The organism is Tychonema sp. LEGE 06208 (genome assembly GCF_015207505.1).
Taxonomy (GTDB): domain Bacteria; phylum Cyanobacteriota; class Cyanobacteriia; order Cyanobacteriales; family Microcoleaceae; genus Microcoleus.
Genome location: NZ_JADEWT010000079.1, coordinates 1 through 23709, shown reverse-complemented (window position 1 = coordinate 23709; position 23709 = coordinate 1). Strand labels below are relative to the sequence as shown.

Sequence of the window (23709 nt, the reverse complement as noted above, 5' to 3'; positions counted from 1 at the left end):
TTGCGTTGTTTTTGGGGAACAGGTATTAGTTTCTCATACTCGCTTGTTGATTCGCCTGCGGGGTTCACGGGTGGCAGCCCGCGTCACACGATCGATCGCGCGAGGTTCAGTTTCTTGCTCTCTCTGTGGAAACAGAAATCCTGAAGGTGAAAACCGCCTTTAAGACGGGAAACTCCGCAGACGAATCAAACTCTCCCCCATTTTATGAGTTGGGAAGCTCCAATCAGAAGCAAGGCCGATCGGGTACTTCACGTTATTTTCCACCAAAATAGCTCGATCGGGTACTCGCCTCCACTTTACCCCGGTTTTCACAGGCTCTCGCCGGGCCGCCATTAAGCGCGAGTTGCTGCACGCTCTTTTGGCCAGTTGGGCCACCGGAGGCAGTGCGCTGTGTCCGGCGGCTGTGGAACTTGTGGATATTCCCCATGCCGTGCTGGAAGGATTCTGCAAAGAGTCCCAAGTTGGACGTTCCCTCGTGGCGATGGAACTGCCGTTACTGAATTCCACTGAGGATTGATTTTGAGGGCTTGAACACCAGTCGAATAGTTAGGGTACATCGCGATTTAACTGAGTGGCACGGTATCCATCTGTTTGGCAAATTGCAGATACACGAATAGAATTTTTTATCCTGTATCTAAATCAGCGAAATAGACAATAAATTTTATTTATGATTTTTTTTAAAAGAAATCAATAATTGCTAATCATTCATTTTCAACTAATAAAAATTTGCGGATATAGTGCTTGATTGTTTGAGGAAAAAGGTACAATCGATCGCATTTTTTGGTAGGATGATTCATCGCTGTTCAAATTTCCTAGTGGTGGATGTAATGATTTCTGGTGTTTACACGTTGAGAGAACTCGCAGCAGCGATCGCATCCGCTCCCGATAACTGGCGTCCGATCGTGTTTACTAACGGGTGCTTCGATATCCTGCACGCTGGCCACGTCCGCTATTTGCAGGCGGCAAAAAATTTGGGACGGACGCTAGTTGTGGGCTTGAATAGCGACAAAAGCGTGCAAGCTATCAAACCGCAACAGCCGGGATTGCCGCCGCGCCCGATCGTACCGGAAAATCAGCGAGCCGAAGTATTGGCAGCCCTCAAACCCGTAGACGCGGTAGTAATTTTTTCCGAAATTACAGCAACTAAACTGATAAATATCCTGAAGCCAGATATATACGTTAAAGGAGGCGACTATCAACTCGAAACTCTGCCGGAAGCACCCGCTGTTATCGCCGGAGGCGGCAAGATTTCTTTGATCGAAATAGAAGTTCCTAGTTCTACGAGTGCGATCGTCCAACGCATTTTGCAGTTAGGTACTTAACCCTCGCTTGCAAACAGCAAATAGTGAGTTAAACTCATAAACTGCCCCATCAAAAACACTCAAGTGTGGCTTATCGTACAACTTCATCCCAATGGCTAAGCAGGAGATAATTTCAATGGAACTCACCAGCAATAACACGATCGTGGAAATTCTCGAAAGACACAAAGCAGAGTTACTAGCAGACTGGCTCAAAGAACTGCAAAATACCGGGCTGCGGCGGGACGACTTGATGAGAGCTAAAGAATTGCGATCCGAGTGTCAAGAGTTCCTGCAATTGCTCCAAATAGCATTGCAGCAGGGTAACTTTAGCGACATCCAGACACCAGAGTGGGAAAATATGCGGCTGATGCTGGCAGAAGTTTCGCGATCGCGCGTTCAGAGGGGCTTTACGCCGTCAGAGATCGCGAGTTTCATTTTATGCTTCAAAAAGCCATTGTTCGATCGGCTTTGTCACGAATTGACACAAAACCGCGACGCACTTGTCGAAAAACTTTGGCTTTCCACCAGCTTACTAGACCAACTAGGCCTTTGGGTGACAGAAATCTTTCTCAAAGCTCGCGAAGAAGTAATCGAACGCCAGCAGCAAGAAATGCTCGAATTGTCAACACCAGTAGTCAAACTTTGGGAAGGAATTCTTGCTTTACCCATGATCGGGACTCTCGACAGCGCCCGCACTCAAATAGTCATGGAAACTCTGTTACAGGAAATCATGGAAACTGGCTCAGAATTTGCAATTTTAGACATTACAGGCGTGCCGACTGTTGACACTTTAGTCGCTCAACATTTATTAAAAACCGTCGCAGCCGCCCGTCTCATGGGTACTGAGTGCATCATCAGCGGCATTCGCCCGCAAATAGCTCAAACCATTGTTCATTTGGGAGTTGACTTGCAAGATATTTTGACAAAAGCAACTTTAGCAGATGCTTTTAAAGTCGCCTTGCAGCGCCAAGGTTTAATTATAAGAAATCTGAAAGAGGAAAAATAACAAATATTGTAGTCTGGTGTAACGTCGGCGGTGCGCTTGGTTAATTGGTAATGGGGAGCGGATAATCGGAAAAAAGCTCGCCCGCCGCCTATTTCACACAAATTGAGAACCGCTATATTGTCTCCAGTCTCAAGTTTTATTCAATTCAAAGCTCAAGGCAAGGTGAATTTATGATGGAACGGATTCCGATCCTGCAAATGGGAGAATTTTTGTTAGTCACAATTCAAGTAGATATGCACGATCGCTTGGCAATGATGCTGCAAGACGACTTGACGAACCGGATAGTCAAAACCGGAGCAAAAGGTGTTTTGATAGAAATTTCTTCTCTGGAAATTGTAGATTCTTTTATCGGCAGAATTCTCAACAATATTGCTACCATGTCGCGTATATTGGATGCGGAAACAGTTGTGGTTGGGATGCAGCCTGCGGTGGCAATTACGCTGGTTGAATTGGGGCTTTCTCTGACAGGAATTCGCACAGCTTTAAGTGTTGAAAAAGGGATGAATTTGTTGCATAAGTCCTTGGGTTTTCCTACGGATTTAGGATTGCGATCCGTTGATTGATTGTTCCGCAATTTAGGGGCAATAGGTGAATAACTCTGGTTTGTTTGTAGATAGTTTGTTGACTAATTCAAGATTGATTGTGGGAAACTTGGTCGATCGGGGTAGGTCTTATGTTTTGTGGAGAAATTCTATTTTGGTACAGTAGCCGCCATGTCAAAACGTGAGACATTAGAAATTCGATCGTCCTCCGATATAGTCAACGTCCGACAGCAAGTGCGAACTTTGGCTGTAGCAATGGGATTCGGCTTGGTAGACCAAACAAAAATCGTTACTGCAGCTAGCGAACTCGCCCGCAATACTGTAGACTACGGCAAAGGGGGAACGGTAACTTTAGAAACGATCCAATCAGGTAAGCGCACAGGGCTGCGGCTGATATTTGAAGACAAAGGCCCGGGAATTCCAGACATTGAATTGGCTATGACTGACGGTTATACTTCCAATCGCGGTTTGGGTTTGGGCCTTAGCGGTTCTAAGCGGTTGATGCACGAGTTTGAGATTGTTTCTAAAGTGGGTAAGGGGACTAAAATTGCGATCGTCCGCTGGCGGTGAAAGAGTAGATGGGGAGTGGGGGATATTGAGCGAAATTGAGCGAGATTGGGCGAGAAACCGGGTTTATTCGAGTTGGGCGTTGGGTGACGAAAAGTATTCCAATAAACCCGGTTTCTGAGATGATGAGTAATATCGTTTCCGGTTGGATCGTCAGGTGATTTAACCGCAGAGCACACAGAGTACACAGAGTCCGAGAATATATATCTGAATCATTCCGATGCTACCGGATTTGATATAATTCGGAGGGGCGAGAAACCGGGTTTATTCGAGTTGGGCGTTGGGTGAGGAAAAATATTCCAATAAACCCGGTTTCTGAGATGATGAGTAATATCGTTTCCGGTTGGATCGTCAGGTGATTTAACCGCAGAGTACACAGAGTACACAGAGTCCGAGAATATATATCTGAATCATTCCGATGCTACCGGATTTGATATAATTCGGAGGGGCGAGAAACCGGGTTGATTCGAGTTGGGCGTTTGGTGACGAAAAATATTCCAATAAACCCGGTTTCTGAGATGATGAGTGATGCGGAGGGGCGAGAAACCGGGTTGATTCGAGTTGGGCATTTGGTGACGAAAAATATTCCAAATAAACCAGGTTTCTGAGATGATGAGTGATGACCAATGACTGATGACTAATGACTAATGACTACTGACTAGCTTGAGATTAGAACTACAAAATAATGATAAATGCCTTAGCCCTCCCCGTAACAGAAGAAAGTCAAGTCGGAGAAGCGCGGCGAATTGCAGTCGCCCTCGCGGCCGAAGTCGGATTTGATGAGACCGATCGCGGTAAAGTAGCAATTGTCACCGCCGAAGCTGCAAAAAACGCGGTAAAATACGCCAGCGAAGGAGAGATTTTGCTGCAAACTGTAAAAACAGACGCAGGATATAGCATTGAAATAGTATCGTTAGACCGGGGGCCGGGAATGGCAAATGTCGGTCAGTGTCTGCGAGACGGTTTTTCGACTGCGGGAACTCTGGGAACCGGACTCGGCGCGATTAAACGCCTTTCTAGTTTTTTTGATATTCATTCTGTACCGAAACTGGGGACAGCTTTATTAATGCGCTTGGAACCGACTCAGAATCGCCTGGAAACGTCCCAAAACAGCAATTACTTGGAATTTGGGGTCGTCAGCTTGCCGAAAGCAGGAGAGGAAATTTGCGGGGATTCCTGGGCGATAGAAAACGATCGGGACAAAAATCTAATTTTAGTTGCTGACGGGCTAGGCTACGGGGTTTTGGCGGAGGAAGCTTCGCAAGAAGCTGTCCGGGTATTTGGGGAAAGTGCTAAACTCGGGCCGAAAGCTATTTTAGAGAAGGCGCACGCTGCTTTAAAAAGTACCAGAGGAGCGGCTGCTGCGATCGCCCTGATCGATCGTACCCAACAAACAGTCTGTTTTGCCGGAATTGGCAATATCTCTGGTGTAGTCGTGACAGATAACCGCAGTCGCAGCATGGTTTCTTACAACGGTACTGTTGGACATCGGATGCTAAAAGTAGCAGAATTTGTCTATCCTTGGTCGCCACATTCCTTGCTAGTCATGCACTCCGACGGTTTGGCGGCGCAGTGGGATTTCAACCGCTATCCGGGTTTGGCCGCGAGACATCCGGCTTTAATCGCGGCGGTGCTCTACCGGGACTTCAAACGGACTCGCGATGATATGACAGTTGTCGTAGCTAAGGTAAGACAACCAGCTTAATACATACCACTTTCAAAAAAAAATGAAACTCTAGGCGAGAACTCAAACATGATAGTCATCAGTGATTCCACAATCGAAAATCGAAAGTCGAAAATCGAAAATGGCATTAGTTACCCAATCCTGACGACGGAAGTCCGCTTTGAGCAAGATATCGTACAAGTACGCCAAAGAGCGCGCCAAATTGCTAAGGGGCTAGGATTCGATTCCCAAGCACAAACTCGCATCGCCACAGCAGTTTCCGAAATTGCCCGCAATGCTTTTAAATATGCAGGGGGCGGTAAAGTAGAATTTATTGTGGAAGGGGAATCGCGCCAATTTTTTCGGACTCGGATTTCTGACAGCGGGCCGGGAATTGCTGATTTATCGGCGGTTTTGAGCCCCGATTTTCGATCGCAAACCGGTGCGGGACTCGGTTTGGCGGCGGCGAAACGGTTGATGGATGACGTGCAAATCGATTCTTCGCCCGATCGCGGAACTGCTGTACAGTTAATTAAGCAGTTTTCTAAACAAATGCCTGCTCTGAGCGCGATCGAACTCAATGAATTAGTTGACAAACTAGCGCGCCAAATTCCCGAAGATCCCTACGCCGAAATCCAGCAACAAAATCAAGAATTGCTGCGTACTTTAGACGAACTCCGCCAGCGTCAAGAAGAACTCGTACAGTTAAATCAACAACTAAAAGATACCAATCGCGGAGTTGTGGCACTTTACGCCGAATTGAACGAAAAAGCAGAATTTCTCCAGCGCGCCAGCGAACTCAAAACCAGCTTTCTCTCCAATATGAGCCACGAGTTTCGCACTCCCCTAACGGCAATTTTAAGTCTTTCCGAGATTTTGTTAGAGCGCCTCGACGGAGAACTTTCACCAGAACAAGAAAAGCAAGTAAATTTTATTCACAAATCTGCCCTTTCTCTGGCAGAACTTGTTAACGACTCGTTAGATTTAGCCAAAGTAGAAGCTGGAAAAGTCACTGTTCGCGTTGCTGATTTTGAAGTCGAAGATTTGTTCAGCGTGCTGCGGGGAATGATGCGCCCCCTGCTACCCCAAAACTCTGCCGTTACTCTGATTTTTGAAACGCCTCGGGAACTTCCAACCCTCACAACGGACGAGGGAAAACTTTCTCAAATTTTGCGAAATCTGATTTCAAATGCTCTCAAGTTTACTGAAGCCGGCGAAGTGCGAGTTGCTGCGGAAATGGAAGAGGGGGGAACTGTTACTTTTTCCGTGGCAGATACGGGCGTTGGTATTCCGCCAGCAGACCAAACGCGGATTTTTGAAGAATTTGTCCAAATCGAAAATCACTTGCAGAAGGGCGTGAAAGGCACGGGATTGGGATTATCTTTGTGTAAGAAAATGACTGAATTTCTGGGGGGAAGTATTGAAATTGAAAGTTCGCCCGGAGCGGGATCGACTTTTTTGGTCAATTTGCCGATCGTGTATGATGGAGAGTTAGAAAAACCTTTGGAAATGTCTGCTGCTAAGGGGGTGAAAACACCGCTTTTTCTAGCAAATTCTCGATCGCCCGTGCGGGATTCTGCAGCAAAAATTTTGGTGGTGGAGAATGAAGAGTGTTTTTCATTTTCCCAAGGACTTGCTGGCCGAAATTCATTGTATCGCGATCGGGGCTGCCAGCGCTGCTGAATGTTTGGGATCGGCTTTCAGAGAGCGGACGTGATAAGCTGATGTGCATCTAAATTACATATTGAAATTTAGAGGTACATCAGCTTATCAACCATTCCCCAATTCTCAAATCTCAAATGGTATGACTTTCATCTCCCTTCAATATGCTCTGTTTCTATTAGTTTTGTTAGCAGCTTACTGGTCGGTTCCACTGCAGTGGTGGCGACTGTTTATCATGCTGGTAGGTAGTCTGATTTTTTACGCTTCGCTGCAAATTTGGTACATTCCTCTGTTGTTAGTCAGTATTGTGTTTAATTACTGCTTGGCGATGGCGATTGGAGAACCTCTAGATTGGCGGATTGCTAACGCTTCTTGGAACCGCCGCCGTTTGTGGTTGCTGTGGATCGGAATTGCGCTGAATGTGTTGCTGTTGCTGGGTTTTAAGTATGTGCCTTTTGTATTGAATTCGATCGGCACTTTGTTGAATTGGCCAGTTGCTCTCGACAGCGCTAACTGGGTAAAAACTCACGTCATCGCACCCTTGGGATTGAGTTTCTTTTGCTTTGAGTGCATTTCTTATTTGATTGACGTGTACCGAGGCGCACCGGCGGCTACTTCGCTGCTGCACTTTGCTGCTTACAAGTTGTTTTTTGCGAAACTGATTTCTGGGCCGATTACTCGCTATCACAACTTAATCTATCAACTGAAATCCCAGAGTTTTCCGACACCCGATCGCATTTCTGAAGCACTTTGGACGATCGCCTTCGGTGCAGTTAAAAAAGGTCTTTTTGCTGACAACTTGGGAATTTATGTCGATTTAAGCTTTACCAACTTACAACGGGCGGGAAGCGAGGATTTGTGGCTGGCAATTTTTGCTTACGGGCTGCAACTTTATCTCGATTTTAGCGGCTATGTTGACATGGCGCGCGGTACTGCTTTGCTGCTTGGTTGGTATTTGCCACCAAATTTTGACTTCCCTTATTTTACTACCAGCATCGGTGATTTTTGGCGGCGCTGGCACATGACTTTGGGCGATTGGCTGCGAAATTATTTATATTTTCCGTTGGGTGGTTCCCGTGTCGGTTTGTGGCGCACTTGTCTCAATTTGTTCACCGTCATGTTAATTGCGGGAGTTTGGCACGGGGCGGCTTGGGGATTTATTGTGTGGGGGGCTTTGCACGGTTTGGCTTTGGCGCTGCACCGATTAACAGATGTGACTTTTAAGCGGTTGCGAATCGAGTTTTTGTGGGAAAATCCGATCGGGATGGCGATCGCTTGGCTGCTGACTCAGGCGATGGTTTTTAGTAGTTGGATATTCTTCCGTCTTCCCGATTTAAAAGATTCTGGATGGGCAATTTCCCATTTGTGGGGACACCCTGCTGACGTACAGTTTGCTAATAAAGTTTATGTAGAAGCTTTGGGTTTGGACAGAGTGCAGTTGGCTTGGATATTGGCGGCTGTGGCTGCAGCAATGCTGCTTAATTATGGCTTCAATCGCATTTTGAAAGTGGAGTTAAATTGGCCGATAAAATTGGTATTAGTGCCGCTTTGTTTCTACGCGGTTTGGCTGTTAGCTCCCGAAGGCGGTTTGCCTTATATTTACTTCGATTTTTAGGGCATTATCTTAATATAGGTTTGTAGTAAGGACTTTAGTCCATATAACTGGTTCCCAGGTTCTGCCTGGGAACCAGTGAAAGCACCCTGCAAATACATTTAGGTGCAACATCGGGCCCAGACTACAATTGATAGGAACACCAATCACTCCAGCTACCGACATAAAGTTTTGCATCGGGAATTCCAGCGATTTCTAAAGACAGTAAATTAACGCAAGCTGTCACCCCAGAACCGCAATAAACAATGATTTCTTCCGCTTTTCCTAATTCCGTCCACCGCTGTTTTTGTTCCGAGGTCGATCGCACTTTTCCCGTTTCATCCGTCACCCCTTGCCAAGGGTAATTGACAGCACCCGGAATGTGACCTGCAATCGGGTCAATTGGCTCCCGCAAGCCCGCGTATCTCTCGCTCTCTCGCGAATCAACCAAAACTCTGTGCGGCAAGTCTTTTCGCTCTTTGACAGCCTGAATATCAACGATCGCATCCCGCTGCAATTCCGGTACAAATTTACCCTCCCGATATTCCGGCAAAATATTTGTTACCGGATATCCCGCCGCTTTCCAAGCGCCAAAACCGCCATCTAACAAAGCAACTTTGCTGTGTCCCATATATCGCAGCAGCCACCACAAACGAGCCGCAAAAGCCAGCCGCGAATCGTCATAAGCCACAACTAAAGTTTCTCCTAAATTAATGCCAGCCGCACTCAATTTTGCCGCTAATTCTCCCATATTTGGCAGCGGATGTCTGCCGCCATGTTTGCCAACTGCACTCGCGAGATCTCGATTTAAATCTAAATAAAAAGCTCCGGGAATGTGACTTTCTTGATATTGTTTTTGTCCCAATTCGACATCGGCGAGGGAAAACCTACAGTCAATAATTACAACTTGCTGATTTTCGGTATTGGCGGCCAACCATTCAGGAGAAACAATTAAATCGTTGTCATTCATAAGTGTTTAAATCGGTGTTTGACATCTACATTTGTGGACAAAAAAATTCTCTAATTAGGGCGGAATGCGGCGCACTTACCGCTTCTCGGATTATGGTTTTTCTGAATTAGATTTCTTGGGAGTTGCTGGCTCCGGTTCTGGCTTTTCTGAATTAGATTTTTTGGGAGTTTCTTTTTCCGAATTTGCTTTTGGGGAATTAGATTTCTTAGGATTTTCTTTCTCGGAAGTTGCTTTTGGGGAATTAGATTTCTTAGGAGTTGTTTTATCCGGTTCGGCTTTTTTGGCTGGTGCGGGAGTTGGCTCTGGCTGGGGTGGATTTACTGCGGCTTCTTGAGCGTAAAGCAGGTATTTCTGATACTCGATTACTTTTGTCTGAGCTAGTTGATGGTTGGAGCTAGACACCGGTACTCTTCTCATCAACGATACTGCTTCTTGCCAGCGATCGGCAACTGTCGTCCAATCTTCTTTGGTTTTGGCGACTCGCCCTAATTCTGCTGCTTTGACTGCGCTGTTAACTGCGTCTCGAAAAGTATCCGGTACAGTTGGTAAATTCGCTATTTCATCGGGGTTATTCCCCGCAGTTGCTGGCTGCTCGTTTAAAATTTTACCGACAAATGCCACTACCGCGATCGCCAACATACCAGTAACCAGCGCGACGACAATAAAAGTCGATCGCAACCGCTTCTCAAATGCCACAAATTCCGCCGATTGCTCCTCCTCAATATCGCTATGTGTCTCTTCTGTGCGATCGTCCACCTTCGCAACAGCAGCATCTGGCACAGATTCTTCTACAAAGCTCTGTTGTTCCAAAGTGCTGTTTTCTAAACTAAACTCCTGAATCCAAGCAGGCACAATCTGACCGATTTCTCGCCCCTCAACCTTCACTTTGCTAATCGAATCCGGCTGCAATTCTGTTAGTTGGCTGCGGACAAAATCAACTAATATATGTTCGAGCGGTACTTGCTCGGCTTCAAGAATTATATCCAAACAGTCGGCGTCGAGATGCGCGGAGGCTGCGATCCCTTCAGATTGCAACTGGCTGTTTAGCCAAGATGCGATCGCCTGCGGATATCCCTCCTTGGCAAGTTCCTGAAAATTAAGCTCTGTCATAGCTGGACACCTGATAATGCAGAAAGGAAGAAGTCATTAGTCATTAGTCATTAATCATTAGTCATTAGTCATTAGTCATTATTCATCAGGAAGAAGGAAGAAAGCTATAAAGGCTACGCGAGCGGCTAAAAAGAAGGAAGGAGGAAGGAGGAAGGAGGAGGAAGAAGCAACTAATAGTTTTTTTACCTGAAAACACCATAACTGAAATTCAACGAATAGTATAATCCATCTCGGTAAATCCAAGCTGACATATCTAAATTATCACTCTCGCTCCCCCTAGCATCCCTTGGGGAAGGACTGAAGTCCTCCTAAAAACCTGAGTCCGGTTCGATCGTTCGGACTTCAGTCGTCGGAAATTTGATACCACGCGATCGAGTCAAACCGCAAGCCTCGCGCCTCAAACCGACATCCGGCGGGAAAAAGACAGGGCACGCCCGGATTGGAGATTGGAGATTTAAGATTAAAAAATTGTGCGATCGCAGTGGCATCGACGGACTGTGAGTGATATCATCATTTAGTCAATATTCAAGTTTTTATAGCAAAAAACTCGATCGCACAATGATAGCAATAGCAATTTTAGCGGCTGGACGCGGCACGCGCATGAAATCTGACTTGCCCAAAGTTCTCCACGAATTGGGCGGGCGAACCCTCGTTGAGCGAGTCCTCCAAAGTTGTCAAGAAATTGAAATTTCCCGGCGACTTGTCATCGTCGGTTATCGCAGCGAACTCGTTAAAGAATCTCTGATTGAAGCTCAAGAAACAACCAAAGATCGAGAATTTCCTCCCCTAGAATTTGTCGAACAAACGGAACAATTGGGAACCGGTCACGCCATCCAACAATTGCTGCCTCACTTAGAGGGATTTCCAGGAGATTTGCTGGTCTTAAATGGCGATGTACCTTTGCTGAGGGCCGAAACTATCAAACAATTGATAGTCGTTCACAAACAGCACCAAAACTCGGCTACTATATTGACAGCTAATTTGCCCGATCCTCAAGGATACGGGCGAGTATTTACCGACAGTCAAAACTTAGTTCAGCAAATTATAGAAGACCGAGATTGCACCCAAGCTCAAAAGCAAAACCACCGAATTAATGCAGGTGTTTACTGCTTTCACTGGCCGGATTTAGAGAAAATTTTGCCAGATTTGAAGGCAGATAACGACCAAAAAGAATATTACCTAACTGATACGGTAAGCAGCCTTTCTCCGGTGATGGCGGTGGATGTCGAAGATTATCAAGAAATATTGGGCATTAACGATCGCAAACATTTAGCCACAACTTCCGATATTTTGCAAACGCGGATCAAGGATAAGTGGCTGAGGGCGGGAGTAACACTTATCGATCCCCACAGCATTACGATCGATGATACCGTAAAGTTGCAAGCGGATGTGGTAATTGAACCGCAAACTCACTTGCGGGGAAAAACTTCGATCGCCTCCAGGAGTCGCATCGGCCCAGGATCTTTGATTGAAAACAGTCAAATTGGCGAAAATGTGACTGTGCTTTATTCGGTAATTTCTGACAGCATTGTCGCCGAAAATTCGCGAATCGGCCCCTACGCGCACTTGCGGGGACACGCCCAAATAGGCGCAAACTGTCGCGTCGGCAATTTTGTAGAATTGAAAAATGCTCAAATTGGCGATCGAACTAATATCGCTCACTTGTCTTATTTAGGCGACGCGACTTTGGGAGAAAAAGTCAACATCGGTGCTGGGACAATTACCGCCAATTACGACGGAAAAAATAAGCACAAAACTCAAATAGGATCGGGAACTAAAATCGGTTCCAACAGCGTGCTGGTTGCACCGATCGCTTTGGGAGAAAATGTTACAGTAGCAGCAGGTTCTGTCGTAACTGAAGAAGTGCCGAATGACTGTTTAGTAATTGCCCGATCCCGGCAAGTTGTCAAACCAGGTTGGAAACTCAAAGAACCCGAAAAATAACATTATTATGTACGCACATTCTGCTGTCGGGTGCGCCGATCGCACCGGCTAGTTTTGTAGTTAATCTCTGTCGGTGGGGCGGAAAAGTCAACTAATCAAGCCACGAAAACTGAAACCAGCGCGATCGTGTTGTATGTAGCCTTTCTGTGCTCTCATAGGAGGTACTATCCGACCTAGGGCATAGGACATAGGACATAGGGCATAGTGCATATCTCACCACGCTTGAGAACCGCTATAGCACTTCTCCTTACAGTTGCGGGACAGCGGCATATTTGCATTGCTCTTTCCTCTTTCCGTCTGATGGCTGCTTTTCACCAAAACCGAATCGTCGCGGATTATAGCACAATTGAACGCGATCGAACTGCTTTGTTTAATCGCTGCCAGATTGATTGTAGAGCGAGGAAATGCTGCCTATAATCCTACAAACCTAGTCATATAGCAATATGTAGCGTCTAGTCCCGATCTCAACGCTAGCAATAGCGTAAATTAATGTGCGAAGTGACAATAATTGATCTATACTGAGCGCAAATCACCGATCGAACTAGGCATCATCCTGGGGTGGATTTTCCCCGATCGGGTTTTTGAAGATATTTGCTTTGAAAGTCGATCGGTTCAGGTTGAAGCATTGCTTTTAACCTAGTCATTACGACTTTTCAATTGCCCATTTTTTATGTCTCAAGGGGTGGCACTTTATAATCCATTCCTGGATTCGCTTGCCTTCCTATCCACTGCGCCTTAATCGTTATTAATTGCCATGCAAGTTACATCTGTTGCCGAGTTTTCTACAACCAATATTCAGGTGATTCGCCGAGATGGTTCTACGACGGAACTCGATATTACAAAAATTCGCGCAGTCGTCAACTGGGCTTGTCGAGAACTATCGGCAAACCCGATCGCCCTAGAAGCCAGCCTGACCACTAAGCTGCGTCCCGGCATTACAACCAGAGAGATTCAAGACAATCTAATCCGCTGTGCGTTGGAGTTGTGCAGTCCTGAAGAACCCGATTGGCGCTATGCCGCAGGGAGGCTGCACATTTGGAGTTTGTGGAAAGACATTCAGGTGAGTCGGGGCTATCAATACGGTGACTATGCCCGGACTGTGCAAGCTAAAGTCCTCGAAGGGCAGTACGATCGTCGCATCTTGACCTACACTCCCGCAGAGTTAGAAATTGCCAATGAGTGGATCGAGCCGGATTGGGATGCTGACTATGATTACGCTGGAGCCGTGTTGCTGACCAAACGGTATCTATTGCCGAATGAATTGCCCCAAGAATCCCTATTGACCTGTGCGCTGTTGTTGGCCTGGGCGGAAGCACCAGAACAGCGGCTCCAGTGGGCCAAGCAGTTCTATGAAAAGTTGGCACGCCGGCAGATTTCTTTGGCAACGCCGATTCTGGCAAACCTGCGAATTCCTGACGGTTCTCTCGCCAGTTGCTTTATCACCGCATTAGATGACAATCTCGAAAGCATTTTTTCTGGGATTCATGATGCCGCTAGGATCTCTAAAAACGGTGGCGGTGTCGGGGTTAATTTGTCTCGGATTCGCGCAACGGGCAGTTGGGTGATGGGGAAAGCCAATGCTTCGGGCGGGGTGATTCCCTGGGTGAAGCTGCTCAACGATACCGCAATCGCAGTCAATCAGGGCGGACGGAGAGCCGGGGCGATCACCGTCAGTTTAGATAGCTGGCATTTGGATTTGCCCGAATTTTTGGAGATGCAAACCGAGAATGGCGATCAGCGGCGGAAAGCCTATGATGTGTTTCCGCAGTTGGTGGTTAGTGATGAGTTTATGCGACGAGTGGAAGCCGATGCGGAGTGGACGCTGATTGACCCCTATGAGGTGCGAACAAAGCTGGGCATCGAGCTGGCTGAACTGTGGGGAGCATCTTTTGAAGCTGCCTATGCTCAAATCGAAGCCAGCTTGGATCGAGAAATTACGCTCTACAAAAAGGTGAATGCTCGTCTGTTGTTCAAAGACGTGATGCGAACTCAGTTAGAAACTGGAATGCCCTATCTTTGGTTTAAGGATACGGTCAATCTGGCAAATCCTAATCAGCATCAAGGCTATATTCCAGGCGGAAATCTCTGTCAAGAATCTTGGTCGAATGTGAAGCCAGGGGAAGAAGCCCATACCTGTAACTTGGTCAGCCTTAATCTGGCAAATTTAGAAGATGATGCGCGATCGATCGAACAGATTTGTCAGACAGCCGTGCGGATTTTGGATAACACGATCGATCTAACCACACCGCCCTTTGCTGCCAGCACCACACATAACAACAAATATCGCACGATCGGGGTGGGCTGCATGGGGTTAGCCGATTGGTTGGCCAAGCGCCATCTAACTTACAATCACCTGCAAGAGATTAGCAATCTGTTTGAAGACATCGGTTACTATTGCACCGCCGCATCAATGGATCTGGCAAAAGAGCGAGGAGCCTATCCTGCTTTTGCCGGCAGTGAATGGAGTAAAGGTCATTTGGTAGGAGCAAAGCCCGTGGAGTGGTTTTTGGAAAACGCCTGTCAGCCGGAACGTTGGCAAACCTTGAGTCAGGCGATTCAAGAGCATGGCATTCGCAATTCCCATATCACGGCGATCGCGCCCAATACCTCTTCATCCTTAGTCCAGGGTTGTACTGCCAGTGTGTTGCCCGTTTATAGCAGGTTCTTCTATGAAAAATGGGCCAAAGGGACGGTTCCGGTTGCGCCACCTTACATTCGGGATCATTTCTGGTTTTACAGTGAAAACAAGACGCTGAATCAACGGGTGGTAATCCACGCGATCGCCACGATGCAGCAGTGGATTGATACAGGAATTTCAATGGAATTATTGTTCAATCTAAATGCAGGTGTGTATTTTCCTGATGAACCCGATCGCTCTCTCAAGGCAAAAGATATCTTTGACATCTTGGTGTTAGCTTGGCACTCGGGCTGCAAAGCAATCTACTACATTCGCACCGTACAGAAAGATAGTTTCAAAGAATCTAACGATGGCTGTGTTGCTTGTGCGAATTAACTGATTGCTTCTCTCAATTGTTGTATTAACTATATCGGATGAATTCACAATGGTTTTAAGTCTAGCTACACCCATTTCAGGGACTGCATCGAATCGAATGCCAATTAACCCCGTGTTCAATCCCCAAGGGAATGATGCGACCGGAAACCGCAAGATTTGGTTTGGCGAAACAACCAACTTGATGCAGTTGAACGATGTTCGCTACGGCTGGGCAGTTGGGCTGTACCGACAAATGCGGGAAAACTTTTGGATTCCTGAAAAAATTGATGTGACTCAGGATGTGACTGATTATGCTAATCTCACGACTGGGGAACGGCGAGCTTTTGATGGCATCCTTAGCTATCTGACATTTCTCGATTCGGTACAAACCTGCAATGTGCCGCACATCAAAAATAGTGTTACCGCGCCCGAAATCTCCCTGTGCATGGCGGAACAAATTTCTCAGGAGGCAATGCACAATCAGTCCTATCAGTACATTATTGAAACCATTGTTCCTAGCGATCGCCGTTCCCAAGTCTATGAGTTTTGGCGCAGCGATCGAGTGTTGAAACAGCGCTGTCAATTCATCGCCGGACTGTATCAAAAGTATGTTGACGATCCAACCCCAGAAAACTATTTTGTCTCGCTGATGGCAGATTATCTGCTAGAAGGGTTGTACTTCTACAATGGATTCAACTTTTTCTACAATCTGTCCTCACGAATGCTGATGGCTGGAAGTGCCGATATCTTTAGAATGATCAACCGAGATGAACTTTCCCACGTGCGGCTGTATCAGAAATTACTTCCAGAAGCGATGGAAATCTTTCCGCACAGTCAGGAGCAAATCTACGAAATGTTTGCGACTGCGGTGGAGCACGAGTCTCAGTGGGCCGAGCACATTGTTGGAGATAGCATTCTAGGTATCACAACCAGCAGCACAGAGCAATATACAAAGTACCTTGCGAATCAGCGACTCAAGGCGATCGGCTTAGAACCGCTTTTTCCTGATATGAAATACAAGAAAAGCCCCTACGCTCATTTGGAGCGATTTTCAGATACCAAGAAAGAGGCCAACACAAAAGCCAACTTCTTTGAGTCCAGTGTCACCAGTTACGTGATGTCTTCTAGCCTTGAAGGTTGGGATGATTTCTAGCTTTTGGCGATCGAACTGACACTCTTCATTGATTCGTCGCGGGGAATGTCAGTCCGCTAAAGTCTAAGATGTTCTTGATTGAATGTTAACTAAATATTTATTAGCTTTTGTTTTCCCCCGATCGCACAAAAGCTAATAATATATATAACCTTTCGAGCGAAAAGCACACCCACAAACTAACAACAGCTTAAAGGAACGAAAATTTAATAAATCAAATATCTGCCACACTTCTCTCTCTCTCCAGAAGCTCAGGGTTAAAGAGAGGCAGAGCCTCGCCAATCTGCATTACCAGGCAGAGCGAAAGTAACGAGCCAATCGCTTAATTTATATCGTTTTCGGTTGCATCGGAATGATGTTAACAGTCAACAGTCAACAGTTAACAGTTAACAGTCAACAGTTAACAGTGAATTTACTATTCCGATGAAGAGAGGATTTAATATTATTAAATTTTCATTCCTTAGTGCGATCGCCCTCTCCCTTTCTCCCCCTCTCCCTTTCTCCCCTTCTCCCCTTCTCCCCCTCAATCGCCCTACACAATCTATATAAGCAACAGCTTACTCGCAGACTCGCCCAAAAATTGATGCGTAACGGCGATTCAACCCAATCCGCGCCAACAACTCCTCTCTTAGCGGGCGGTTGAAACGCATCCCAAACTTTCCTTTCCTTCTAGGCCAGAACCACTAAAGAATCAAGGGGGTATTTAAGTCGGATTTTGTATTATTCATAGATTAGCTTAAAAATTTCTTGTCTACAACTAATGTCACGAGTTTACTTGCGCCTTGGTTTGAGATAGGCTGTGGCGCGGCGAATAATCTTAAATAAGCGCATAAAAACGTTGAAAAATTTCAGCAATTAGAGCTTTAGCTACCATCAACAGCTTTAGCCAAGAAATATGAGACTGTGCGCCTCAAAATAACACAATTTTCTCATTTTTAATCCCCATCGCTGACTTGTGCGGTGCTAAATTCAGATACTCGCAAATCAAGTCAACAGTTTTTTGCTGTTCTTTGGCGATCGCATTACTTCCCAAACAAACGCGATCGCCCCCCAACATCAACAAATCAACATAGTAGCTGAAATTCCCCTCGCTATCTGCTATTGCGTTTAATTCCACCGCACAAATATTGCGAGTTGAGCCTTGTGTAACGCGATTCAGCCACAAACCCCGTCGTTTAACGGTCATTTTGTCACAACTTTTATCAAAAATATAAATTTCATCTATTGCGCCGTCCAACAAACACAGCGAAAACAACAAAAATATACCTCCACCTATCCAATTTGACACGAAAACAATCTGCCCTAAGCCAATTACGATAAAAGGAGAAATTAATAACAAACCATCCCAGAATCTACAAGTTTGAATTGTTAGTTGAGTTGGTGTTTGCTTGATAACTTTCATGAGTCGATATTGGGATTTTTTAAACAAGGTTATTTAGAAACTAAGATTTAATAAATTAAACATCTGCCATACTCCTCTATTTCCCGAAGCGTCCAAATACGAATTTTCTAGAATTTAGACTGAGAACTTTAGTTTTCCTATTATTTCTACAGAAAAGGTCTTAACTACAATTATCAAACAGTTTTCTTTTCAGGTCAATTCATATAATTCATTAATTAAATTCATAAAAGTCATAATTATTGTATGTTTAGGGTGGCTAAGTTGCCAAACCCTACTCCTCCCCACAAGCGTTTATTCAAACTTGGCTGTAAAGCTTAGATGTTGGATAATTAGGACTTAGATAAAACCGAGAAACCGGACTTTTTACCGAATCGGCAGATTACAAGGTGTCTTTTCGCAAAAACAACCGGTTTCTTCAGTCAGAGTGTATCCAAGACTGCATCTGAACTTCACTTTCCCAGCATTCCCCAATAAACCGCGCCGTAAAGTTGAGCAGCCTGCATAGCTTCTTCATCATAACCTTGAGCTTTGAACAAAGCCTCGGCCTGTTTTAGATAACCCATTGCTTGTTCTTTATTTTTTGTTTTGTCTTGAAGTATCAAAGCTAATCCCAACTTCATGTGAGCATCAGCATCATTAGAATCACTTTTGATGGCAGTTTCCCAGTGGGCAATTTCCTCTTCTACCGTCTCCCATTTAAGTTCGTTAGAGTTGTCTGCTGGAAAACCGTCAATACCGTAATTTCGGATATCCAAAAAGGTCGCAATCACTTCAGCTTTTTTATGATAGCCTCCCAAACTACCAGTGGTAAAACCAGAAGTTAGAGGAACACGCTGCTTACCTGAGTGCAACACAAGACAGATACGATATTTATTGCTTTCACTATCTAAAATTCCCTGTATTTCCACACCTGAAATATCTTGAAGTAGGTATTTCATAACTTTCGTGTGTTCAATTTCCATGCCTGAAATACGTTTAAGTAACTGTTTGATAAATTTTATTTTGGCCATGAGTGGTTTATGCCGATTGATAGTCATATGACCGAGATTTTTGTCAAATGTAATGGTCTCTATCTCTACAAATATCACTAACAGCAAACCAAGGAGGGCAAATAAAACAGCGAAAAAACCGCCAGAAAAGAAAACCGCAAACATACCGAATAATAAAAAACTCCCGCCCACAAATAGCTGTATCCAAAATGCGGACATTTCAACGAATTCTAGTTTATCTGAGGTCGGTTTCATGACTTTATATTTAATTGATTTTAAGTGAATGTGTACGTGGGTTATTTAGCCTTTGCTTGGACGATCGCCTTTTTGGTATTGTCAATGGCTTTGAGAGCATAGCCATCGCCCGGACGTGCTTGTAAAGCTCTCTTAAAATAGATTAAAGCTGTTTGATATTCTCCCTGTGCGTAGTAGGCATAGCCGAGTTTCATCAATTGTTTGAAATCACCTTGTTGAGCGCTAACAGTAGCAGAATTAGGCTCAGAAATAGGTGCTGGTGAAAGTTGAGGGGATGACTCGGAACTTGGAGATTGCTTGGAAGCAGGAGATTTCTCTTGATTTGGGGATGAAGAAATGCTGAAATCTGAAGGAAAAGAAGAGGGCGATTGCTCGCTAGATCCTTGGTTTACGGTTATGGTTCCAGACTGAACCAATTTTGTAAACTCTGCGCCATAACTTACCACAGTAATAATGCCTCCTAATAAAAACATTGGCTATGCAGCTAGTTGAATCAAAAGTGTTTTTCTGATTTTTTTATTGCTCCATTTCTTAATATAAAAAACGAAGGCAGCAAATGGAATAAACCAGTAAAGTAATCCCCAAACTACTTCTTCTTGGAAAGCTTGAACTAATCCCCAGATATAGCCAACAGTAGCTAAAAGAAAACCCAGACCAAAAAATAAGGCGATCGCAATTCCAGACATTTTCTATTTTTCCGTTGATTTATAGTTATTTGGCAAACTGTCAAGGTTAGGATTAAAAGGAATTTTTAACCCGAAACTCTTTTGGCTGTTTGCTGTGTTAAAAATAGATTAGCGGTGAAAGCAGTCCGATCGCGCACAGCGAATGTTAGGATTTTGGTTAGGAATTTGACTAGGAACTCGATCGCGACTGCCACAAATGACACCCTCAAACCTCGATCGACCAGAAGAACCTTTTACACGGGCTAGCCGCGACTGGGACATCGAAAAGCTTTACAGCGACTTAGCAAACGCCAAACAAGAATTTGCCCCCCACACCAGAAGAGGGCTGACACCAGTGGAAAAAAGGCATTTGTGCGGCTTGCTGTGCGGGTGCAGCCCGGCCGAAATAGCGGCACTTCTCAACAAACAAATCAAAGGTGTAGAGGTTGACTTATCTAAAACTTTGTATCGATATATAGAAACGCTGACAAATCGGCCTAGAAATGCTCTCAAAAATTGGAGAGATGCGATCGACTGGCTGGATATAGCCGGGTATAAAAAACAACTAAAAACCTCATCCGGCGCAACCTTAAAAGCCACTCTCCAACATTCAGACAGCATTCTATCCGCCGCCATCAGTCCCGACGGACAATTACTCGCAACAGGTTCCCACGACAGTACAGTGAAGGTTTGGAGTTTGCACAGCGGGGAACTGTTGCGGACTATTTGCGGACATTCAACAGCCGTGTTGCTAGTTGCTTTCAGCCCCGCTAGCAAAACGCTGCTGACACGATCGCGCGCGGGCACAGTCAAACTCTGGAACCTGCAAAACGGCGAACTGCTGAAGCGTTTAGCAGAGGTACACCGCCACGAATCCGTCGCTGTGAGCCCCGACTGGCAAATTTTGGCGATCGGCACCACCAGAGGCACTGTCAAGCTTCAGCACCTCAACAGCGGCCAACTGCTGCAAGTTTTGGAAGGCTATCAAGGAGATGATATAAGTGCGATCGCCCTGAGTCCAAACGGCAAAATGTTAGTAGCCAGCGGGTTGAATGCAGCCAGCGGTTTCTGTCGCGCCACCGTCACTTTGTGGGAACTACCGGGGGGAGAAGTGAGGCGAACGTTTGGCAGCGAAAATTATGTAGCAATTACTCCCAATAGCGAAATTCTTGTCAGTTATGGCTACAAAAATATCGCCCTGTGGAATTTGCAAACAGGCGAATTATTGCATTCTATGGAAACAGGAATTCGGATCACTTCCGCCGCCATTAGCCCCGACGGGAAATACTTTGCGGTGGGCTGTTTTGACGGCACTGTCAGACTTTGGAATCTTGGCGGCGAGTTGCTGCAGTCTTTGGAGGGAAATTCGGGCCCTGTGTCTGCGTTGGCGATCGGGCATTTGGGCGAAACTCTGGTTAGCGGTAGCGAGAATGGTACAGTTAAACTTTGGCAGTTGCGAATTTAATATTAATTTCAATAATTATTGCTAGAATCATCCCTCTAATACCAATTATTAAAACTAGCCTATCCTGGTAAATACAAAAACGGTTCGCGCGTGCGGAATTTAGTCCGTAAAATCCAAAATTCTGCGGACTGATATCAAATCTGGTAGCATCGGAATGATTCAGATATATATTCTCGGACTCTGTGTACTCTGTGTACTCTGCGGTTAAATCATTCCGATCCAACCGGAAACGATATGAAGTCCACACGCGCGAACGAATTTGATTGCGATCTACCCACCGGGCATGATAGAAAATACCAGGATTCCCCCAGGGACAAAGCACTATTTTATTCTAATTTTTGTGGCTGTGTCCTGATTTTTGTTACCGAAAATCAAACGGCTTTTCTAAGCAACAAAAACCAGCGTTCCCTGGTTGGATTCCAAAGTATCGCCCATTTGCGTACCGTCATGAAAAGCACCCAGAATTACCTCGCTAGTTTTGCCGATCGCGATCGCACCGCTAGCATCAATCCCGATCGCCCCAAAATCCCGCTGGCGCGAGTCAGCTTCCGCAAAAGAACGCTCAAAAGCAGCCTTCAAACTCAAACCATCCGTTACCCGAATCACAATCCGCGCCGCCAAACACTCATCCATAATGTGCTCGCCGATACCCGTACAGCTAACCGCGGCATTCCCCGTAGCGTAATTTCCCGCCGGCATCGCCGAGTCGCTAACCCGCCCGATCCGTTCAAAACCCTTGCCGCCAGTCGAAGTTGCAGCAGCCAAACGCCCCCCGGAATCCAAAGCTACAACTCCGATCGTACCAACACCCGCAGGTTCCGCCACCACATCAGCCATTGCCTTGCTAAAATTGCCTTGGCGTTCCTGCATCCACTCGTGCAAACGCAAATCCGTCATCGGATCGTAAATCGGCAAATGAAGTTCTCGCAGCAATTCCGCCGCCCCAAAATCAGACAATACCCGATCGTCCGCAGCCTGCAAAAACTTAGCAAGTTCGATCGGATTTTGAACCCGAGAAACATTAATCGCGCCGCTGAAACGCTGCAGCCAACCGTCCATCAGCGAAGCACTCATCCGAATTTGCCCGTCCGACTGCACCACAGAACCGGTACCGGCATTAAATCGCGGGTCATCTTCCAACAACCGACAGCCTTGTATCACCGCATCTACCGCACTCGCACCGTCTTTGAGCAGCGGATAAACGGCCTCCAAAACATCATAAAGCGATTTGCGAACCGCCTCAATTCCGCCCTTGCTGTGTAGAGAACTACCGGCACCGCCGTGAATAACTAACTTTGGTTGCACTTGTTGCGATGCCATACTTTTAACCGTAAAATTTTTCTTTTGCAATCTTAGCTTTTGTTAGGCAAAGAGCAAAACATTTTTAATTTTCTGAACTGTTGCGACGGCGGCGACAGCGTTCCGAACAGTATTTCACCTCATCCCAGCAGTCGGCCCATTTTTTGCGCCAAGTAAAAGGTCGATCGCACACAGGACACATCTTAGTCGGTAACTCAGATTTCGATCGCTGCTTAGCCATGCTAATTTTGACAACAATACACTATCTTAAATTATCCGCGTTAATCCGCGTTAACCTACATTAGAACTCTTGCAAAAATAGAGTGCACCCCACCCCAACCCTCCCCGAACTCGCGGGGAGGGGGCAAGATTATTCTTGTTTCCCCCCGCGGGAGGGGGGACTTGCGGGGGGTGAATTTGACTTTTGCATATATATTAAATCTGCAGTTTTCCGATAAATTCAAAATTTATGCAATAACTATAATTCAGCTATCTCCGAGTAACAATGGTCGCAACGGCATTAACCAACATCCGAATCGTCTTAGTCGAACCCGCAGGGCCATTAAACGTGGGATCGGTAGCCAGAGTGATGAAAAATATGGGTTTGCACCAATTAATTTTGGTCAATCCCCAGTGCGATCATTTAGGGCAAGAAGCCCGACTGATGGCTGTTCGCGCCGCCGATATCTTGGAAACGGTTAAAGTAGTAGCAACTTTGCCAGAAGCTTTGGTAGGATGTGTCAGGGCGATCGCAACTACAGGAGACGACAGTCGATCGCACCCAATGCAGCTAGAAGCACCAGCCGATGCTTTACCTTGGCTTCTAGAAGCCCCCAGCGCCCTAATTTTTGGTCGAGAAGACTGCGGCTTGACTAACGCGGAATTAAACCGCGCCCAGCGATTGATTCGGATTCCCAGCAGCGATGCTTACACCTCCCTAAATCTCGCTCAAGCAGTCGCTATTTGCTGCTACGAATTGTATCGGGAAGAAGGTTCGGCAACGGATTTTGTAGCGGATGTAGCGGATGTAACCGGGAGAAGTTCGGCAACGGATTTTGTAGCGGATTTAACGGATGCTACGCAGAGAAGGGAAAAGTCCGAGGGTATATTTTCCCAGTCTCCCCCTCTCCCAATCC

General features: G+C 45.9%; 23 protein-coding genes. 14 read left to right on the top strand and 9 right to left on the bottom strand.

Translation table 11 applies throughout. The features are described 5' to 3' along the window. Positions 1-159: 159 nt before the first annotated feature. Complete coding sequence (locus IQ263_RS19485) at positions 160-507, bottom strand: hypothetical protein (protein WP_194069445.1); 348 nt, start codon at positions 505-507, stop codon at positions 160-162. Positions 508-827: 320 nt separating this feature from the next. Between IQ263_RS19485 and rfaE2 the strand changes: the two genes are divergently transcribed. The 7 genes from rfaE2 (at position 828) to IQ263_RS19450 (ending at position 8356) form a co-directional block, all read left to right on the top strand. After that, entirely contained in the window at positions 828-1322 is a 495-nt protein-coding gene (rfaE2, locus tag IQ263_RS19480) for a D-glycero-beta-D-manno-heptose 1-phosphate adenylyltransferase (protein WP_194011752.1), read from the top strand. A gap of 115 nt (positions 1323-1437) precedes the next feature. Continuing rightward, positions 1438-2307, top strand: a complete 870-nt coding sequence (locus tag IQ263_RS19475) for an STAS domain-containing protein (protein WP_194011745.1) — start codon at positions 1438-1440, stop codon at positions 2305-2307. Positions 2308-2477: 170 nt separating this feature from the next. Next, the gene (locus tag IQ263_RS19470) at positions 2478-2870 is read left to right on the top strand and encodes an STAS domain-containing protein (protein ID WP_255515908.1); all 393 of its coding nucleotides are present in this window, start codon (positions 2478-2480) and stop codon (positions 2868-2870) included. A 150-nt stretch (positions 2871-3020) separates the two neighbouring features. After that, on the top strand, positions 3021-3419 hold the full coding sequence (locus IQ263_RS19465; RefSeq protein ID WP_194069443.1) for an anti-sigma regulatory factor: 399 nt from the start codon (positions 3021-3023) through the stop codon (positions 3417-3419). A 682-nt stretch (positions 3420-4101) separates the two neighbouring features. Continuing rightward, positions 4102-5121 carry an ATP-binding SpoIIE family protein phosphatase gene (locus IQ263_RS19460; RefSeq protein WP_194069441.1) on the top strand — a complete coding sequence of 340 codons (1020 nt, stop codon included), beginning with the start codon at positions 4102-4104 and terminating at the stop codon, positions 5119-5121. Positions 5122-5169: 48 nt separating this feature from the next. After that, positions 5170-6762, top strand: a complete 1593-nt coding sequence (locus IQ263_RS19455) for an ATP-binding protein (RefSeq protein ID WP_228050196.1) — start codon at positions 5170-5172, stop codon at positions 6760-6762. Positions 6763-6883: 121 nt separating this feature from the next. Then, the gene (locus IQ263_RS19450; protein WP_194069439.1) at positions 6884-8356 is read left to right on the top strand and encodes an MBOAT family O-acyltransferase; all 1473 of its coding nucleotides are present in this window, start codon (positions 6884-6886) and stop codon (positions 8354-8356) included. Positions 8357-8477: 121 nt separating this feature from the next. Here the strand turns inward: IQ263_RS19450 and IQ263_RS19445 are convergent, their stop codons facing one another. Both IQ263_RS19445 and IQ263_RS19440 read right to left on the bottom strand, forming a co-directional pair. Further along, positions 8478-9302 carry a sulfurtransferase gene (locus tag IQ263_RS19445; RefSeq protein WP_194069436.1) on the bottom strand — a complete coding sequence of 275 codons (825 nt, stop codon included), beginning with the start codon at positions 9300-9302 and terminating at the stop codon, positions 8478-8480. A gap of 90 nt (positions 9303-9392) precedes the next feature. Then, positions 9393-10412 (bottom strand): hypothetical protein, encoded by a 1020-nt coding sequence (locus IQ263_RS19440; RefSeq protein WP_194069434.1) that lies wholly within the window; start codon positions 10410-10412, stop codon positions 9393-9395. A 357-nt stretch (positions 10413-10769) separates the two neighbouring features. Between IQ263_RS19440 and IQ263_RS19435 the strand changes: the two genes are divergently transcribed. The 5 genes from IQ263_RS19435 to IQ263_RS19420 all read left to right on the top strand — a co-directional run bounded on the left by IQ263_RS19435 (position 10770) and on the right by IQ263_RS19420 (position 16501). After that, positions 10770-10913 carry a hypothetical protein gene (locus IQ263_RS19435; protein ID WP_194069432.1) on the top strand — a complete coding sequence of 48 codons (144 nt, stop codon included), beginning with the start codon at positions 10770-10772 and terminating at the stop codon, positions 10911-10913. Positions 10914-10970: 57 nt separating this feature from the next. After that, entirely contained in the window at positions 10971-12356 is a 1386-nt protein-coding gene (glmU, locus tag IQ263_RS19430; RefSeq protein WP_194069430.1) for a bifunctional UDP-N-acetylglucosamine diphosphorylase/glucosamine-1-phosphate N-acetyltransferase GlmU, read from the top strand. Positions 12357-12864: 508 nt separating this feature from the next. After that, complete coding sequence (locus IQ263_RS29450) at positions 12865-12996, top strand: hypothetical protein (protein WP_255515907.1); 132 nt, start codon at positions 12865-12867, stop codon at positions 12994-12996. A 114-nt stretch (positions 12997-13110) separates the two neighbouring features. Beyond that, positions 13111-15369, top strand: coding sequence for a ribonucleoside-diphosphate reductase subunit alpha (locus IQ263_RS19425; protein ID WP_194069428.1), 2259 nt, complete (start codon positions 13111-13113; stop codon positions 15367-15369). A 49-nt stretch (positions 15370-15418) separates the two neighbouring features. Then, positions 15419-16501 (top strand): ribonucleotide-diphosphate reductase subunit beta, encoded by a 1083-nt coding sequence (locus tag IQ263_RS19420; protein ID WP_228050195.1) that lies wholly within the window; start codon positions 15419-15421, stop codon positions 16499-16501. 907 nt (positions 16502-17408) lie between these two features. On the opposite strand, the gene IQ263_RS19415 is transcribed toward IQ263_RS19420, so the two are convergent. The 4 genes from IQ263_RS19415 to IQ263_RS19400 all read right to left on the bottom strand — a co-directional run bounded on the left by IQ263_RS19415 (position 17409) and on the right by IQ263_RS19400 (position 19830). Then, complete coding sequence (locus tag IQ263_RS19415; RefSeq protein WP_194069426.1) at positions 17409-17900, bottom strand: hypothetical protein; 492 nt, start codon at positions 17898-17900, stop codon at positions 17409-17411. 449 nt (positions 17901-18349) lie between these two features. Continuing rightward, the gene (locus IQ263_RS19410) at positions 18350-19144 is read right to left on the bottom strand and encodes a tetratricopeptide repeat protein (protein ID WP_194069424.1); all 795 of its coding nucleotides are present in this window, start codon (positions 19142-19144) and stop codon (positions 18350-18352) included. Positions 19145-19185: 41 nt separating this feature from the next. After that, entirely contained in the window at positions 19186-19617 is a 432-nt protein-coding gene (locus IQ263_RS19405) for a tetratricopeptide repeat protein (RefSeq protein WP_194069422.1), read from the bottom strand. 3 nt (positions 19618-19620) lie between these two features. Beyond that, complete coding sequence (locus IQ263_RS19400) at positions 19621-19830, bottom strand: hypothetical protein (RefSeq protein WP_194069420.1); 210 nt, start codon at positions 19828-19830, stop codon at positions 19621-19623. A 196-nt stretch (positions 19831-20026) separates the two neighbouring features. Between IQ263_RS19400 and IQ263_RS19395 the strand changes: the two genes are divergently transcribed. Continuing rightward, positions 20027-21274, top strand: a complete 1248-nt coding sequence (locus tag IQ263_RS19395) for a WD40 repeat domain-containing protein (protein WP_194069418.1) — start codon at positions 20027-20029, stop codon at positions 21272-21274. Positions 21275-21658: 384 nt separating this feature from the next. Here IQ263_RS19395 and IQ263_RS19390 read toward each other — a convergent pair whose 3' ends face one another. Together IQ263_RS19390 and IQ263_RS19385 are read right to left on the bottom strand one after the other, a co-directional pair. Continuing rightward, positions 21659-22594: an isoaspartyl peptidase/L-asparaginase gene (locus IQ263_RS19390; protein ID WP_194069416.1), complete on the bottom strand. Its 936-nt coding sequence runs from the start codon at positions 22592-22594 to the stop codon at positions 21659-21661. A 64-nt stretch (positions 22595-22658) separates the two neighbouring features. Next, complete coding sequence (locus tag IQ263_RS19385) at positions 22659-22814, bottom strand: DUF2256 domain-containing protein (protein WP_194069414.1); 156 nt, start codon at positions 22812-22814, stop codon at positions 22659-22661. A gap of 264 nt (positions 22815-23078) precedes the next feature. Here IQ263_RS19385 and IQ263_RS19380 point away from each other — a divergent pair. Continuing rightward, a partial coding sequence (locus IQ263_RS19380) for an RNA methyltransferase (protein ID WP_228050194.1) occupies positions 23079-23709 on the top strand: 631 nt, incomplete at its 3' end.